Below are 14085 nucleotides of genomic sequence, written 5' to 3'. Positions count from 1 at the left end.
TCTGGTCGAACGGCGAGGGCGGAATTCGACCGACGGCTTGCGAAATTTTGGATCCTGCCGATGGATCGGCTATAGGGAATTCTGCTCCCGGATCCCGTCTGCGCAAAGGTCTTGTCATGCCGCTTCTCGATGCAAATCTAGCCTTCCCCGTCACCCATCCCGATGGCAGGGTTTCGAAGACGACGATGTACCTGAAGAATGTCATCGATCATCCGCGCATGGAGATCGGCGATTACAGCTATTTCACGCATTACGGAAAGCTGGAGGAGACGGCCGAAATCCTCGCGCCCTATCTCGGGGGGAGTTGCCGGGAGCGGCTTGTCATCGGCAAGTTCGTGCAGATTGCCCGCGGCAGCTATTTCATTACCAGTTCGGCCAACCACCCGATGGGCGGCATCACCACCTATCCGTTCCGCATCTTCAAGCCGGAAACCTTCGGCTACAAGGATCTGCCGGTGAAGGATACGGTGGTCGAGAATGACGTCTGGATCGGCCACGATGCCGTTATCATGCCGGGTGTCAGGATCGGCGCCGGCGCGATTGTCGCTGCCTCATCGGTCGTCACCCGGGATGTGCCGCCCTATGCCGTCGTCGGCGGAAATCCGGCCAGCATCATCCGGATGCGCTATCCTGTCGAGATCATCACCGAGATCCTGGAACTTGCCTGGTGGGACTGGCCGATCGACAAGATCGAAGCCAATCTGCCGGCGCTGGAGAGCGGCGATCTCGCGGCCCTCAAGCGGGCCTGAACCGGTCCTCGACATGGGCGCGATGCCTGCGACCGCCGGCGCTCTTCCAATTGTTGCCGGTGGCGCTATCCTCGACAGGGACAGGGTGTAACAATCTTCTGACATGATGGGATCAGGTCGAACCATGCCTCCATGCGACCGGACGCCGATGGCCGCCAGCGGCCGGCCCGCCAATTGTTTTCAGCCTGTGCCTGATGGCGGGATGGACGCATGCTGATGCCGGATGATTCCTACCGACGCCTGGGGCTTGCTGTCATCGCCTGCCTCATCGGGGCGGTCGTGTCGTGGCTGACATTGTCGCCGCTCGGGCTGCTCGGTCCTGTCGTCGCGGCTTTTCTCTATGGGCGAGGCGTTGCTGCCCGGCTGCTTTACGCGGCGTTGGCGGTCGCCCTCGTCGGCGCGCTTCTGGCAGCTGCGCTTTATCCCGATATGCGCGACGCCGCGCTGTCGTGGGTGGCTTTCCTGGCGCTTTCGCTGTGTCTCGGCCCGGTCGTTTCAGCCAACACGCCGGAGAAGCCCGACGCCGATCCGGTGCGGGCAGCCAAATCGGTGGAACGGCTGACGGGTATTGCCTGGGCTACGGATGCCGCCGGCGCTTTTCTCTACGTGACGCCCAGCGTGCTTGCCTTTCTCGGTCTCGGCCTTGATGACTTCAATGCACCGCTCGTCAATAAGGAATTCGGATGGAAGCGGGCGATCCATCCCGACGATTACGAGGTTGCTGCAGCCCTGTGGCGACGCTGCCTGCAGACGGGCGAGCATTACAGCATGGACAGCCGCATGCTGCGCCCGAGAGGCGGTTACGGCTGGACACGCAGCACGGGACAGCCGCTGCGCGACGGCAACGGCGTTATCACCGGATGGTACGGCACGGTCATCGATGTCGAGATCGCGCCTCCGCACAACGAACCTGCGGCTGATGAGCTCGGCGGTTCTGCCGCCGGTGTGACGGCATCCGATACGCTGCCGTCGATGGCAGAGGTTCATCCGCATGACAGGGCGACGGTGGAGCAGGCGCGGGCGCGGGCTTTCTTCCACGGCATTCCCCAGGTCAGCAGCTACCGGAAGCTTCAGGCCGATGGCAGCTATCGCTGGGTCGAATTCCGGGTGGAGCCCACATATGGCACCAGCGTCGAGGTCGATCCGGCTGTCGCGCGGCAGGACGAGCGATGGACGACGGCGAGCGAACTCGGCGAGACTGGCGAGGCGGTGCGTGCCGCACTCGCCATCGAAAACCTCTATGGCGGCGCCTGGGCGTTGGACGCGTCAGGGCAATTCACCTATGCAACGCCGACGGCGCAGACCTCGATCGCCATGGTGCTCGAAGACCTGAACCTGCTTCTCGACGACAAGCCCTTCATCGAGGGCGGACGGCAGGGCTGGCAGCGCGGCGTGCATCCCGACGACAGCGAGGCGGCCGGCGAGACCTTGCGCCACGCGTTGAGGACGGGCGAGCACTGGAATTTCGAATACCGGGTGCTGCGCGCCAACGGCGCCTATGTGTGGCACCGCGCGGCAGCGCGCCCGACACGCGACACCGAGGGGCGCATTACCGGTTGGTATGGCGTGACTGTCGATATCGACGCCTACAAGCGCACGGAGGCTGCACTTCGCGAACGCGAGCGGCAGCTGCAATTGCTTGTCGATACCGTGCCGGCGCTGATCTGGACCACAACGGCCGAGGGACGGCCGACCTATGTCAACAAGCCCTTTACCGAGGTGACGGGCGCCACTCTTGAAGACATCACTGCGCAGGATGGCTCGCCGTCGCTCAGCGTCATCCATCCTGATGACCGGGAGGCGGCGCGCCAGGCGGTGCGCCACTCCTTCGCCACCGGTGAACCCTATGTCCAGCGATACCGACAGGCCCGCGCCGACGGCAGCTACCGCTGGACCGAGACGCGGGCGGAACCGCTGCGCGACGCCTCAGGCGCCATCCTGCAATGGTATGGCGTCAGCACCGATATCCACGACCTGGTCACCACCCAGGAGGCCCTGCGCGAGAGCGAACGCTTCCTGCGGCAACTGGTGGAAACCCTGCCGGCGATGATCGATTGCGCCGCGCCGGATGGCGAGCCGATCTTCCGCAGCCAGAGACTGCGCAACTTCCTCGGCTACGATCTCGACGAACTCGACGGGACGGGAAAATCCCGGCTTTCCGGCACGCTGGATGCCGGCGTGCATCCCGACGAACTGGCCCAGGTGAAAGAGAAATATACCCATGCGCTGGCAACAGGCGAACCTTATGCCCGCCGGCATCGCCTGCGCAGGTTCGATGGCGAATATCGCTGGGTGGAGACGCGCGCGGCACCGATGCGCGATGCCGAGGGCGCCATCGTGCAATGGAACGTCGTTTGCCTGGATATCGACGGCGAGGTGCGGGCGCAGGAGAAGCTGCTTGCAGCACAGGAAAGCCTGGCGCGCGCCAGCCAGGCGGCCAGCCTCGCGGAACTCTCGGCCTCCATCGCCCATGAGGTGAACCAGCCGCTCTCGGCCGTTTTGAGTTCTTCGGACGCCTGCCAGCGCTGGCTGATGGCGGAGCCGCCGAATATCGAGCGGGCGCAGAAAACGCTGGAGCGCATCATCGCCAGCGCGCATTCGGCAAGCGATGTCGTCACGCGCGTGCGGGCCCTGTTCAAGCGCGCCGAAGACAAGCGGGATTGCGTCACACTCGGCCGGGTGATCACGGAAGCGGGCGACCTGCTGGCCGAGGAGGCCGTGCGGCGCGGCGTTCGCATCGATATAGACGGCAAGGATATTGTTCTGCCCGTTCCCTTTGACCGGGTGCAGATCCAGCAGGTCGTCATCAATCTCATGCGCAACGGCATGGACGCGATGGAGGCCGTTCCCGACAGCAGGGTCCTTCAGGTCCGCGTTCGCAGGGAGGGTGGCATGATACGGGTTGCAGTCAGCGACTGCGGTGCCGGCATCGAATTTCCCGACAAGATCTTCGAGCCGTTCTTCACGACGAAGGAGCAGGGCATGGGCATGGGGCTTGCGATCTGCCGCTCGATCGTCGAGGCGCATGGCGGGCAACTTTGGGCGGAAGGGAACGAGCCGCGCGGGACTAGGTTCATCTTCACTCTGCCGGACGAGGCGGCAGCGGCGTAAGACGCGCCTGATGCCATGGGCAAACCTTCGTTCGATGGCGAGGCATTTCGATCAGGCCTATTCCTCTGATTGCTTCCAGCATCAGAAGAAGGCTTTGGCATCATGAGCACGACAGAGACACGGATCGTTGCCGGCATTTCCGTCTCCGATACACCCGTCATCGATCGGGCGGTGGACTATGCGCGGTCGGTCTGCGAGCCCTATCTCTTCAATCACGTGATGCGATCCTGGCTGTTTGCGGTGCGGACGGCGCAGTTGCAGGGGATCGAGCATGACGGCGAAGTCGTGGCACTCGGCACGCTGCTGCATGACATCACCCTCAACGAGCGGTTTGCGGGGCCGCGCCGGTTCGAGGTGGAGGCCGCCGATCTCGCCCGCGGCTTTGCCGTGGATGCCGGGCTTGACCGGCGCCGCGCCCAGATGATCTGGGATGCGGTTGCGCTCAACTCGACGCCATCGATCGGTCTCTACAAGGAGGCCGAGATTGCGCTTTGCACGACCGGCATCTGCCTCGATGTCGTCGGCTTCCAGCACAGCCTCATTCCGGCGGCCGAGATGCGGGCGATCGTCGCGGAATTTCCCCGGCTCGGCATGAAGAAGAAGATGACCGGCTGTTTCTGCCACATCGCCAGGACGCGGCCGGAAACGACCTATGACAATTTCGTCCGCGATTTCGGCGAACGTCTCGTGCCCGGTTATGCGGTTCCTATGTCGTCCGTCGATCTTGTTGCGCAGGCGCCTTTTGACGAGTGAGGACTATTGCAAGACGCTGCGGGGCGAACCTGGAGCTACCCGCGCGGTCTCACCAGGGTTTCGGGGGTGAGCAGATGAAGTTGCTTTTCGTCTTTTTCCAACTCGGTGAGATCGCTCGAAAAACCCGTTCTGCTGAAGAACAGGAAATGCTTGTCGGCGGCACCTTTTCCGTAAGATGTCTTTTCGGATCGCTCGCGTAACAGCCTTACATGGCCAAGGTCGATCGCGCTCGACCTCCATTTGCACTCCCCATAGAAGAATGCACCGTCCAGCAATCTGCCGGCGACATCGATGTCAAAATCGGAATGGCCCCAGATCTGACCGACTTCCTGGGCAGGGACTCCGAGTACTTCCTGAATGTGGAGTCTGGCATATTCCAGCGCGATCGCTTCGAATTCGATGCCCATGTATTCTGAAAACCGAGGCTCCACGACACGGTCATAAACGTCTGCGCCAAAACCGCTGCTGATCGCAGTCAGGTTCGGGCGCACGAAGCGATGCCAGAAGGAAATCAGGCTGTCTGCGACGCGATAGCGCCGGTTTCGGCCCTTCTCATCTGCATCCAACGACTTGGCATTGCTGATAAGATCAAGGACCAGCAATTTTGCCATATAGGGTCCGATGCTGTCTGCTTTGGCGCCCAGTCGATTTGCGATCTCCGATTTGCTGTTACAGCCATCGGCAACGGCCGCCAGGATGCTGGAGTAAAAGCTCGGTTCCCTAAGCTCGGTTTGTAACAGCGTGTTCGGTTCGTCAATCAGTGTGCCCGTCTCGGTCAACAGCAAATTGACGACGTTGCTCCTAAGGGGCGCGTTCGGGTTGCAGAGTTGGAGATAGTAGGGAATGCCGCCGAAAATCGCATAAGCCTTGATGATGTCTTCAGCCCCGTATTCCGGGAAAAATCTGGCAACGTCACTCAAAGGCAGCGGCTTCATGTCCAGCGACAAGGTCTTGCGCCCGTAAAGAGGATTCCGCTCGGCCAACAATTCTTCCATTTGAGAGATGGCGGAACCGCAGAGGATCAGCTTCATGGCTCCTTGGCTGAGCGCATCAGAGTCCCAGAATTTTTGAAGAATGGAAGGTAGCGCGGGCTCGTCATCGAGAAGGTATGGAAACTCATCGATCGTGACGATCAGGCCCGGGTGTTCTGCTGCACGCTCCGCCACATAGTGGAGGACGCCCTCCCAACTGGACAGAGCGTTGAGTTGTGGCTTGAAACCAATCGTTTTTCCGACTTCGGCTTTGAATTGCTCCAGGTTAAGAAGCGATGAGACGCGTGTCGCCTGAAAGTAGATTTCGTTACGGCCTTTGGCGATTTCACGCAGGAATCTCGACTTGCCGATGCGGCGCCGGCCAAACAAGATGACGAGGGATGGCCTTGAGGAATCCAGCTCGCTTCTCACCAACTGAAGTTCGCGCTCGCGACCTAGAAACTCCATTCAATCCACCCACTGTAATTACGATTACCTTAATCACGATTACCTTAATTTTGATTACCTTATCGTGGGTAATGGAAATTGCAAGGGGACGCCATTAAAGCGACGCAAGGCCTGATCGTTGCGTCTTATGGCGGGGGAGGGTCCGCATGGTGGAATTTCCCCGCTTTCCCACGTCTCAAACCGGCATCTCGTCCGTGATCACTTCGAAGCGCTTCAAAACAGCGGGGCCGAAAGCCGTCGACATGGCGACGTCGGTGGCGTCGCGGCCGGTGGCGATCAGGATGCGGCCGATGCGCGGGGTATTGTGGCGGGCGTCGACAGTGTACCAGCGGCCGCTGAGATAAACCTCGAACCAGGCGCTGAAATCCATCGGGTTCGGATCCTTGGGCACGCCGATATCGCCGAGATAGCCGGTGCAGTAGCGCGCCGGAATGTTCATGCAGCGGCAGAGCGTGATGGCGAGATGGGCGAAGTCGCGGCACACGCCCGTGCGGTCGGTAAAGCCGCCGAAGGCGGTGCGCAGCGGGTCGGCCTTCAGATAGTCGAAGGCGATGCGCTTGTGGGTGAAATCGAGGATCGCCTGGACGCGCGGCCAGCCGAGCGGTGTTTTGAAGAACGTCTTCCAGGCGAAATCGGCCAGACGATCGGTATCGCAATAGCGGCTGCCGAGCAGGTAGACGAGCACGTCATCGGGAAGATCGTTGATATCGTGCTGCATGGCGCCATCGGGCACGGGATCGGGCAGGCCGCTGTCATAGATTTCGAATTCGGTGGAAATGGTCGTGAGGCCCGGCGGCGCTGTAATGCGGCTGCAGGCATTGCCGAAGCCGTCCGTATAGGACCAGGCTTCGATCGGCTGGTCGAAAGTGAGCGCCTGTTCTGTCAGCAGATCCACGCGTCGGGACGGGTGGAGGTTGAGGACCAGCAGCATGGGCGTTTCGTGTTCGCATTCATAGCCGATGTGAAAGCCTGCGCGTATCTTCATGGGGCGGTGGTCCTTTGAAACAGCGGTGGTCCTGCAGGCGAATGCGTGAGCGGGCCAGGCGTTCCGTCACCCGCCGCCTGCGGCATCGAATTCCCGTTCCGTGGTGACGTTGACCTGCACCTTCATGCTGTCGAAATCGCGCGATCCGCCGTCGTAACTTCCCGAGAGCGGCACGGCCTGGCGCGGGTCGCGTGCGACACCGACGCGGATCAGGTCGCGGCTTCCGACGATGCCATTGGTGGGATCGAACTCCACCCAGCCGGCACCCGGCAGGTAGACCTGGCACCAGGCATGGGTCGCGCCGCCGCCTCTTGTCACGGAGCCGTCGCGATCCGGCACATAGACGTAGCCGGTGACGAAGCGGGCGGCAAAGCCGAGCGAGCGGGTCGCCTCCATCATCAAGAGCGCGAAATCGCGGCAGGTGCCGCTGCGCAGCCGCAGCGTATCGCGGGGCGGCTGCGTGCCGTGTTCGGAGCGCCTGTTATAGTTGAAGCTCTCATGGATGGCGTAGCAGAGCGTCATCAGGATATGGCCGGTGCGGGCCCGCTGGCTCAAGGGCACGAATTGCCGTGCCCATTTGCCCACCTCGTCATCGGCGTCGGGATAGTGCCTGACGATGGTCCGTTCGAGATCGATCGCCTCGTCGTCATCATAGGCAAAGGGAAAGCGCAACGCCTGCGTATCGATCTCCAGATCGAGGGGAACCTGCACCGTATGGTCGAGGCGGATGACCGTTTCGAAGCGCAGTTCGGCGGAGGCCGCCGATATCTCGACCAGCGCGATGCAGTTGCCGAAGACATCGTGGATCCAGCGGACGGAATCCGGCTTGGGAAAGACATCGAGGCTGCAGTTCAGGAGCGTCTGGTCGAAACTGTCGCGGGGGCGGAACATCAGCCGGTGCTGGCCGAAATGCACGGGCCTTTTGTAATGATAGGATGTGATGTGGCGGACGGAGAAAATCGTCATCCTGCCTCCCTGTTTTCATGGCGCGGCGCTGGAATAACCGTGGGGACATGACCGCAGGGAGAAATGACCGCGGGAAATGACCGCGGCGCCGTCACGTCTCCGTCACTTCTCTCTGCGCGAGAGCGGATAGGCAGGCGCATCGTAGAGCATGCGGATCTGCCTTTCGTCGAAGCGGGCTTCATTCACTTCCAGCACGCAGCCGCGCAATTGCGAGCCGGGCATATCTTCCATGGCAAAACGCACCGCTTCCGCGGCGGTTTCAAACCGCTTGTAGCGGGGGCCACGGGTGCTGCGCAATGTCTTGCCGGTGTAAAGCCCGGCTTCTGTCTGATAATTGAATTCTGCCACTTTATGGTCCTTGCTCGCTCCTGATATGCCGAGCCATCCCGATTTCGGAGTCTTCCAGCTCTTCGGGGCCGGCGGGTTCAGGATCAAACGACGGGAAGCGTCGCCCGCGTTATCTGGCGCTGGCGGCGTTCATCCTGCCTGGTTTCGCGTTGTTTCAAGAGCAGCCGTTTGCGAACATCCTGAAGCTTTTCGGCATCGGAGGCTTTTTCGGGCTGCGGCGCGCGAAAGAGATTTTCCGCTGCGCGCTTGTCGGTGGTCATATTGTTATCCTCTGGAACTTGGGCGGGACGGCCGCAGGGCCGTCACACCGGAGGGCTCGGCGTTATTTCTTCTTGTCGCTGCCCGTGTTGCTGCTTGCCATCTTGACCTGCGTGCCGGGCGCCGGGGCAGGTGTAGCCGCCGAAGCGCTACGGTCCTTCTTCGGCTTGCGGGTTTCGCGGTTGCTGCGGACTTGGCCTTTGGCCATGGTTTCCTCCTGGTGTGGTGATGCGGGGTATATCAGGTATTGAGGCTGCCGCCGGCTGGCCGGCGTGGCCGTTGCGGCATCAAAGGGGCAGGGGTCCGATGCCGGAGCGCTTGTCCAGAGAGGCTGCCAATGTGGAAACATGCAACTGCCCCAGAGAATGGATGCGGCGCGCGTTTGTTCCGCGGCCGGCCTGCGGCCCACGGCTGAAATCGGGAAAAGCCACGAAATTTCCGATGGCTTCGAAACGCTGGTCCCGCTGCCTGGCGGCGGCATCTTCGGCACGATTGAGAATGCCGAGCGCCACATTCTCGCGGTAGCCGAAGGCACCGGTTCGGATGAGATTGCGCGACAGGCTTGACGGATAAAAGTCGGAAGACATCACGTCCTCCTTTCGTTGGGGCCAGGCTAACGCCCGAACCGGCAGCGCCCTTGAAGTGGCTGCCAGCGATTGGAATCCTGCGCTTATTCGGTGTCCGGCGCAAGGCGTTTCTCGCGGAAAGCAGGGGCTCGGCAGCAGTCGCGGTGTAAACTTTTCGAATATTGCGCCGACGGCCGAAGCCGTTAATTTAAGGGCGGATATTTCAAGCACGGAATCGAAGATGAGTATCGCTGTTTTGACGACCTACATTCTTGTCGTGCTCGGGCTGATGGTGATTCCCGGGCCGGCGACACTGTTGGTTCTCGCCCGATCGGTCAGCGGCGGCCGGCGGGCGGGCATCGCAACGGGGCTTGGCATTGGGGCGGGCGATCTCATCCATTCGACCATGGCGACCTTCGGCCTTTCGGCTTTGCTTGCGACTTCGGCACTCGCCTTTGAAGTGGTCAAATATATCGGCGTGGCCTATCTCATCTATCTCGGATACCGGGCCTTCATCGAAAAGTCCGTCAATCTCGATATGGCGGCGGCCCCGGAGATCAGCCCCGGCAAGGCTTTCCGGCAGGGGATATTCACCGAAATCCTGAACCCCAAGACGGCGCTGTTCTTCCTCGCCTTCCTGCCGCAGTTCATCCATCCCGAGAGCGGATCGGTGATCGGGCAATTCGCGCTGCTCGGCATCATCTTCGTGGCGCTCAGCATCAGCGTGACATCTGCCTTGGCCTTCGGCGCCGGCTCGGTGCGCGGCTGGCTCAGCAGGAACCGGAGTATTGGCCGCTGGCAGGGGAAGGTGATCGGCTCGATCTATATGGCGCTTGGCGTGCGGCTGGCATTCCAGCAGCAGTGAGCGGCGCCCCGGCCACTGATATGTCCGGGGTTTGAGTTGCTATCGCTTTCGCTGCTAGCTGCCACTCGAAGCTCGCGAGGTCGAAATAGTCGCGCCAGAGGTTAATCCGCAAGCGAGTGCTATGGTTTCCATGCGCCAGCTGCGTTCATTCACGTGTATTGCCGGAACGGTGGCACTTATTACAGGGTTGCGACTGAACACGAGCCCGGTCTAGCCGGCCTGAGGGTCATCTACTAAATCTGTCCGTATCCCGCTTCGTGGTTACCTTTGTCTAAGGGCTATACGGCTGTTGACAAAGGCGGCGCCGATATTGCCGGCGCCGCGTAAGGTGCAGGTGGTTGCAGCCGCTATGGCTTGATCGTCACCAGTTGCCGTTCGAAGCTTGCGAGATCGAAATAGTCGCGCCAGACGGTGATCCTGCCGTTTTCCACCGTCAGCGTGCCCATGACCGGCAGGGTGATCGTGCCGCCACTTTCATGAGTGAAGATATCGATGCGCTCATTCAGCACGACATCGCCCGAGACAGCGATCTCGATAATTTTCCAATCCACCTTGAAGCCGGTGCCGATGCCGAAATCGGCCTGGAACTTCCGGACGTTTTCGCGACCGACGATATCAGGCAGGGGCACGTTGTCGTAGAGCACATCATCGCTCAGCATGGCGACGGCTTCGTCGATGCGGTTGGCGCTCCAGTGGGCGAAGAACGTCTGCGCCGTTTCGAGAGGTGACATGGTGCTCCACCCTCAACCGAACTTGACGAAGTTGATTGCCGGCAGCGGGCCGCCGGGGAACTGGGTGAGGCTGCCGCCTGTCGCGAGCGGGCCGAGATCGATGCCCGCAAAGCCGAGGCGGGTGATGAGCGCGCCGACTTCCGCCTTCGCTTGCTGATCGTCGCCCGAATAGAACAGCACCCGGTTGCCGCCTTCGGCCTTGGGGTCGGCGGAGACGAGGTTGGCCAAGAGGTGATTGAAGGCCTTGACGAGGCGGGCGCCGGGCACGAGGCCGGCGACGATTTCGCTCGACAGGCGGCCGCCGAGTTCGGCCGGCTTGAAGAGGGGTGCCTCGATCGGGTTATTGGCATCGATGACGATGCGGCCGGCCCAATCCGGCAGACTGGACAGTGCCGCCGGCAGCTTCGACCAGGGCACGGCGATGAGGACGATATCGGCGCCGGCAGCCTCCGCGATCGTTCCGGCCGTGATATGCGGGGCGAGTTCTGCGGTGAGCTCGGCCAGCGTTTCCGGGCCGCGGCTGTTGGCGATGGTGGCGGAGATACCGTTACGGGCGAGAGCGCGGGCGAAGGCGGAGCCGATATTGCCGGCGCCGATGATACCGATGGACATGGCAAGTTTCCTTTCTGAATGTCGTTTCGATAGAGCCAATATCGCGCTGCCATTCCTCTTTGATTAGGCCGAAATGGATGGTATCAGTTTCAAGTGTCTCTTGAAGGTCGTGGTTGATGGAAAGCCTGGCTAACCTGGAATCCTTCGTGCGCAGCGCTGAACTCGGCGGCTTTTCGGCGGCGGCGCGGCGCCTTGGCCTGACGCCGGCGGCGGTCAGCCGCAATGTCGCGGCACTCGAAGTCAATCTGAAGCTCCGGCTCTTTCATCGCAGCACGCGCAGCCTGACGCTGACGGAGGCAGGCGAGCGCTTTCTCATCGCCATGCGCGACCATCTCGAGGGGCTCCAGGGGGCGATAGCCGAAATCTCCAACGAGCAGGCGGAGCCGGCCGGCATCCTGAAAGTCAGCCTCAGCCCGGCCTTCGGCATAGAATATGTGCTGCCCATGCTGCCCGACTTCATGAAGCGTTACCCGCTGGTGCGGCCGGAATGGATGTTCGAGAACCGGCAGGTGGATTTGGTCGGCGAAGGTTATGACGCGGCTGTTGGAGGCGGCTTCGAGCTTGCCTCGGGCGTGGTGGCGCGGGTGCTGGCGCCGGCCCATCTCGTGGCGGTGGCGTCACCTGCGTATATCAATGGCCGCGTGCTGCCGGCCGATCCGGCCGGACTTGCGGGGCTCGACGGCATCGTCATGAAATCGATCAATACCGGGCGCATTCCGCAACGGCAGATGCGTAACGCTGCGGGAGAGGTGCAGCCTGTCGATCTCACGCCGGGGATCGTCGTCAACGATCCCGCCGCCATGCGGAAGGCCGCCCTTCTCGGGCTGGGCGTCACGCTGCTCTCCAAGCCAGATGCGCTTGCCCATCTCGACAGCGGCGAGCTGATCCGGCTGGTGCCCTCCTGGTATGTCGATATCGGCCCGATCTCCGTCTATTACGCCAACAGGACACTGCTGCCGCTCAAGACCCGGGTGTTCGTCGATTTCGTCATCGAGGGCTTTCAGCGTCAGCGGCTGGCGGAGCGTTTCGCGGGCAGCCTGGGGTGACCCTGCTTGTCCGGCCGGTAGCCGAGCACGAAGGCGACCACCTTGGCGGACGACATCTCGCAGGGTTTCAGGCTGCTGCCGCTTGCCTCCAGCAGGTAGAGGTTGAAGCTGACGACATCGCTGCCGCCGAGATCTTCGGCATAGAGCCAGATGCGCTTGCCATCCGGCGAGCGCTTGACGGTGGCGCCCCAGCGGCCGGCTTCGAAGCTACCTTCGCTGTAGCCCTCGGGTATAAGGGCAAGCGCCTGGGAAAAGTCGTCGGCTGCGGGGTTCATGGGAAGCCTGTGGAGTGAGGCAAGTTCTGTTGCATAGGTGAGGGGTTGGAGGGCGCTTCGCAAGGTGGCACGTGGCCGGGTTGCCACGCGCTCAATCGTCATGCTCGGACAGGCATGCTGGAGAGGAGTCAGTGCTTGCCTCGACAAATGCCCTCAGTGCCCCGTCAGCACCAGCGTCTGGACCGGCAGCAACATGGCCTGCATGCGCAGGATCATGGCGTGCACCACGCCGACCGTATCGATGACATGCAGGCCAATCGATTTGAAGGTGCCGATATTGGGGTCGGCGAGCGCTTCGTGGTTGTTGGTATAGGCGTTGGCGATGCAGCTGCCGCCGGGCGGCACGCCGTCGAGGCCGCCGGGGAAGAGGGGCTGCAGGAAAACGGTCAGCGTGCCGGGGCTTGACAGTTGCGTGACATCGACGAGCTGGTCGGTGGGGCGCAGCTGGCCGGCGGCGATCACATCCTGCACCTCGGTGACGACGAGCGGGATGATGGCGAAGGGTTTGCCAACGCAGGTGGCTTCGGCCACCATGCCGGGCCTCATGACCTGCGCCTCGATCTGCCCGAAGCCGGCAACCAGCGTGCCGCGGCCGGCTTCTTCGGGCACGAGGATGCCCGCCGGGCGCAGCATGGTGTTCAGCACATCGCCCTTGCGCAGCGTAAACTGCTGGACGGTGCCGTTGATGCCGGCCTTGACGACCGTCTTGTCCAGTTCCACCTGGGCCTGGTTGAGTGCTGCCCCGGCACTGGCCTTCTGCGCCGGCAGGAGCACGTTGAGCTTGGTCTGCAGCGTTTCCTTGTTGGCATAGGCGGCACTGACCATGCCCCGCTGGCTTTCCACGGTATTGGTCAGCCGGTCCACCTCGCGGCGGGCAACCGCATCGTTCTTCAGAAGCTGGGTCTTCATCTGCAACTCGTCGATCGAGACCTGCAGGGCGCCTTCAGCCTGCCGGATCATGCCGTCGGCGCTGGCAAGCTCGCTCTCGGCCACCCTGGTCTGAGCCTCGACTTCGGCAATCTGCTTGTGCGCCACATCAAGGGCGGCCTTCTGGGCGGAGTCGTCGAGGCGGAAGAGCGGTGCGCCAGYCGCGACCTTCTGGTTTACGCCGACATAGACCTCATCGACCCGGCCCATGGATTCCGGCAGGATGGTAACTGTGCGGAAGACGGCGGTGACGCTCTTCGTCGAGGGGTGGAAATAGAAGATCATGGTGATCAGCGAGATGGTGAGCAGCAGACAGGCGGAAATGCCCCAGCGCAGTTCGTACCACATGCTGTAGAGGGTGATCTCGCGGCCGATGCGCTTATCCTGCACATAGCGGCGGTAGAGATAATCCGGGAGGATGGTCAGCATCGAGCACAGCATCAGTTCAAGCATG

The 14085-nt window shown here is 62.0% G+C and carries 16 protein-coding genes; 5 read left to right on the top strand and 11 right to left on the bottom strand.

Annotation, left to right across the window (positions count from 1 at the left end):
- The first annotated feature begins 116 nt into the window (after positions 1-116).
- From AC1D35_RS11545 to AC1D35_RS11535, 3 genes are all read left to right on the top strand, one after another.
- Positions 117-749, top strand: a complete 633-nt coding sequence (locus AC1D35_RS11545) for a CatB-related O-acetyltransferase (RefSeq protein ID WP_113310978.1) — start codon at positions 117-119, stop codon at positions 747-749.
- A 210-nt stretch (positions 750-959) separates the two neighbouring features.
- The gene (locus AC1D35_RS11540; RefSeq protein ID WP_477853201.1) at positions 960-3860 is read left to right on the top strand and encodes a PAS domain-containing protein; all 2901 of its coding nucleotides are present in this window, start codon (positions 960-962) and stop codon (positions 3858-3860) included.
- 102 nt (positions 3861-3962) lie between these two features.
- A complete protein-coding gene (locus tag AC1D35_RS11535) occupies positions 3963-4613 on the top strand; it encodes an HD domain-containing protein (RefSeq protein WP_113310977.1) in 651 nt (216 codons plus the stop codon).
- 35 nt (positions 4614-4648) lie between these two features.
- Here the strand turns inward: AC1D35_RS11535 and AC1D35_RS11530 are convergent, their stop codons facing one another.
- From AC1D35_RS11530 to AC1D35_RS11500, 7 genes are all read right to left on the bottom strand, one after another.
- Positions 4649-6052 (bottom strand): AAA family ATPase, encoded by a 1404-nt coding sequence (locus AC1D35_RS11530; protein WP_113310976.1) that lies wholly within the window; start codon positions 6050-6052, stop codon positions 4649-4651.
- Between the two features lie 175 nt (positions 6053-6227).
- A complete protein-coding gene (locus AC1D35_RS11525; RefSeq protein WP_113297079.1) occupies positions 6228-7037 on the bottom strand; it encodes a transglutaminase-like domain-containing protein in 810 nt (269 codons plus the stop codon).
- A gap of 66 nt (positions 7038-7103) precedes the next feature.
- Positions 7104-8003 (bottom strand): transglutaminase-like domain-containing protein, encoded by a 900-nt coding sequence (locus tag AC1D35_RS11520; protein WP_113310975.1) that lies wholly within the window; start codon positions 8001-8003, stop codon positions 7104-7106.
- Between the two features lie 102 nt (positions 8004-8105).
- Positions 8106-8351, bottom strand: a complete 246-nt coding sequence (locus tag AC1D35_RS11515; RefSeq protein ID WP_113297077.1) for a hypothetical protein — start codon at positions 8349-8351, stop codon at positions 8106-8108.
- An 83-nt stretch (positions 8352-8434) separates the two neighbouring features.
- The gene (locus tag AC1D35_RS11510) at positions 8435-8611 is read right to left on the bottom strand and encodes a hypothetical protein (protein ID WP_162748596.1); all 177 of its coding nucleotides are present in this window, start codon (positions 8609-8611) and stop codon (positions 8435-8437) included.
- A 62-nt stretch (positions 8612-8673) separates the two neighbouring features.
- On the bottom strand, positions 8674-8817 hold the full coding sequence (locus AC1D35_RS11505; protein WP_477834739.1) for a hypothetical protein: 144 nt from the start codon (positions 8815-8817) through the stop codon (positions 8674-8676).
- 79 nt (positions 8818-8896) lie between these two features.
- The gene (locus tag AC1D35_RS11500) at positions 8897-9196 is read right to left on the bottom strand and encodes a hypothetical protein (RefSeq protein WP_113297076.1); all 300 of its coding nucleotides are present in this window, start codon (positions 9194-9196) and stop codon (positions 8897-8899) included.
- Between the two features lie 220 nt (positions 9197-9416).
- Between AC1D35_RS11500 and AC1D35_RS11495 the strand changes: the two genes are divergently transcribed.
- On the top strand, positions 9417-10040 hold the full coding sequence (locus AC1D35_RS11495) for a LysE family translocator (RefSeq protein ID WP_113310974.1): 624 nt from the start codon (positions 9417-9419) through the stop codon (positions 10038-10040).
- 347 nt (positions 10041-10387) lie between these two features.
- Here the strand turns inward: AC1D35_RS11495 and AC1D35_RS11490 are convergent, their stop codons facing one another.
- Both AC1D35_RS11490 and AC1D35_RS11485 read right to left on the bottom strand, forming a co-directional pair.
- The gene (locus AC1D35_RS11490; RefSeq protein ID WP_113310973.1) at positions 10388-10771 is read right to left on the bottom strand and encodes a limonene-1,2-epoxide hydrolase family protein; all 384 of its coding nucleotides are present in this window, start codon (positions 10769-10771) and stop codon (positions 10388-10390) included.
- A 12-nt stretch (positions 10772-10783) separates the two neighbouring features.
- Positions 10784-11383, bottom strand: coding sequence for an NAD(P)-binding domain-containing protein (locus AC1D35_RS11485; protein WP_113310972.1), 600 nt, complete (start codon positions 11381-11383; stop codon positions 10784-10786).
- Between the two features lie 116 nt (positions 11384-11499).
- On the opposite strand from AC1D35_RS11485, the gene AC1D35_RS11480 reads away from it, so the two are divergent.
- Positions 11500-12429 (top strand): LysR family transcriptional regulator, encoded by a 930-nt coding sequence (locus AC1D35_RS11480; RefSeq protein WP_113310971.1) that lies wholly within the window; start codon positions 11500-11502, stop codon positions 12427-12429.
- Here AC1D35_RS11480 and AC1D35_RS11475 read toward each other — a convergent pair.
- Both AC1D35_RS11475 and AC1D35_RS11470 read right to left on the bottom strand, forming a co-directional pair.
- Positions 12390-12704 (bottom strand): hypothetical protein, encoded by a 315-nt coding sequence (locus AC1D35_RS11475; RefSeq protein ID WP_113310970.1) that lies wholly within the window; start codon positions 12702-12704, stop codon positions 12390-12392. The two genes, AC1D35_RS11480 and AC1D35_RS11475, sit on opposite strands and share 40 nt — an antisense overlap.
- Before the next feature lie 153 nt (positions 12705-12857).
- Positions 12858-14084: an HlyD family secretion protein gene (locus AC1D35_RS11470; RefSeq protein ID WP_477938614.1), complete on the bottom strand. Its 1227-nt coding sequence runs from the start codon at positions 14082-14084 to the stop codon at positions 12858-12860.
- Position 14085: the final 1 nt, after the last annotated feature.

The sequence above is a fragment of the Rhizobium sp. P1_E6 genome (assembly GCF_056405875.1).
This window is presented reverse-complemented; position numbering and strand designations above follow the sequence as displayed.

Excerpts from the sequence above, each read along its gene's own strand:
- AC1D35_RS11545 (WP_113310978.1), top strand. The coding sequence starts at position 117 with ATGCCGCTTCTCGATGCAAATCTAGCCTTCCCCGTCACCCATCCCGAT.
- AC1D35_RS11540 (WP_477853201.1), top strand. The coding sequence starts at position 960 with ATGCTGATGCCGGATGATTCCTACCGACGCCTGGGGCTTGCTGTCATC.
- AC1D35_RS11535 (WP_113310977.1), top strand. The coding sequence starts at position 3,963 with ATGAGCACGACAGAGACACGGATCGTTGCCGGCATTTCCGTCTCCGAT.
- AC1D35_RS11530 (WP_113310976.1), bottom strand. The coding sequence starts at position 6,052 with ATGGAGTTTCTAGGTCGCGAGCGCGAACTTCAGTTGGTGAGAAGCGAG.
- AC1D35_RS11525 (WP_113297079.1), bottom strand. The coding sequence starts at position 7,037 with ATGAAGATACGCGCAGGCTTTCACATCGGCTATGAATGCGAACACGAA.
- AC1D35_RS11520 (WP_113310975.1), bottom strand. The coding sequence starts at position 8,003 with ATGACGATTTTCTCCGTCCGCCACATCACATCCTATCATTACAAAAGG.
- AC1D35_RS11510 (WP_162748596.1), bottom strand. The coding sequence starts at position 8,611 with ATGACCACCGACAAGCGCGCAGCGGAAAATCTCTTTCGCGCGCCGCAG.
- AC1D35_RS11505 (WP_477834739.1), bottom strand. The coding sequence starts at position 8,817 with ATGGCCAAAGGCCAAGTCCGCAGCAACCGCGAAACCCGCAAGCCGAAG.
- AC1D35_RS11500 (WP_113297076.1), bottom strand. The coding sequence starts at position 9,196 with ATGTCTTCCGACTTTTATCCGTCAAGCCTGTCGCGCAATCTCATCCGA.
- AC1D35_RS11495 (WP_113310974.1), top strand. The coding sequence starts at position 9,417 with ATGAGTATCGCTGTTTTGACGACCTACATTCTTGTCGTGCTCGGGCTG.
- AC1D35_RS11490 (WP_113310973.1), bottom strand. The coding sequence starts at position 10,771 with ATGTCACCTCTCGAAACGGCGCAGACGTTCTTCGCCCACTGGAGCGCC.
- AC1D35_RS11485 (WP_113310972.1), bottom strand. The coding sequence starts at position 11,383 with ATGTCCATCGGTATCATCGGCGCCGGCAATATCGGCTCCGCCTTCGCC.
- AC1D35_RS11480 (WP_113310971.1), top strand. The coding sequence starts at position 11,500 with ATGGAAAGCCTGGCTAACCTGGAATCCTTCGTGCGCAGCGCTGAACTC.
- AC1D35_RS11475 (WP_113310970.1), bottom strand. The coding sequence starts at position 12,704 with ATGAACCCCGCAGCCGACGACTTTTCCCAGGCGCTTGCCCTTATACCC.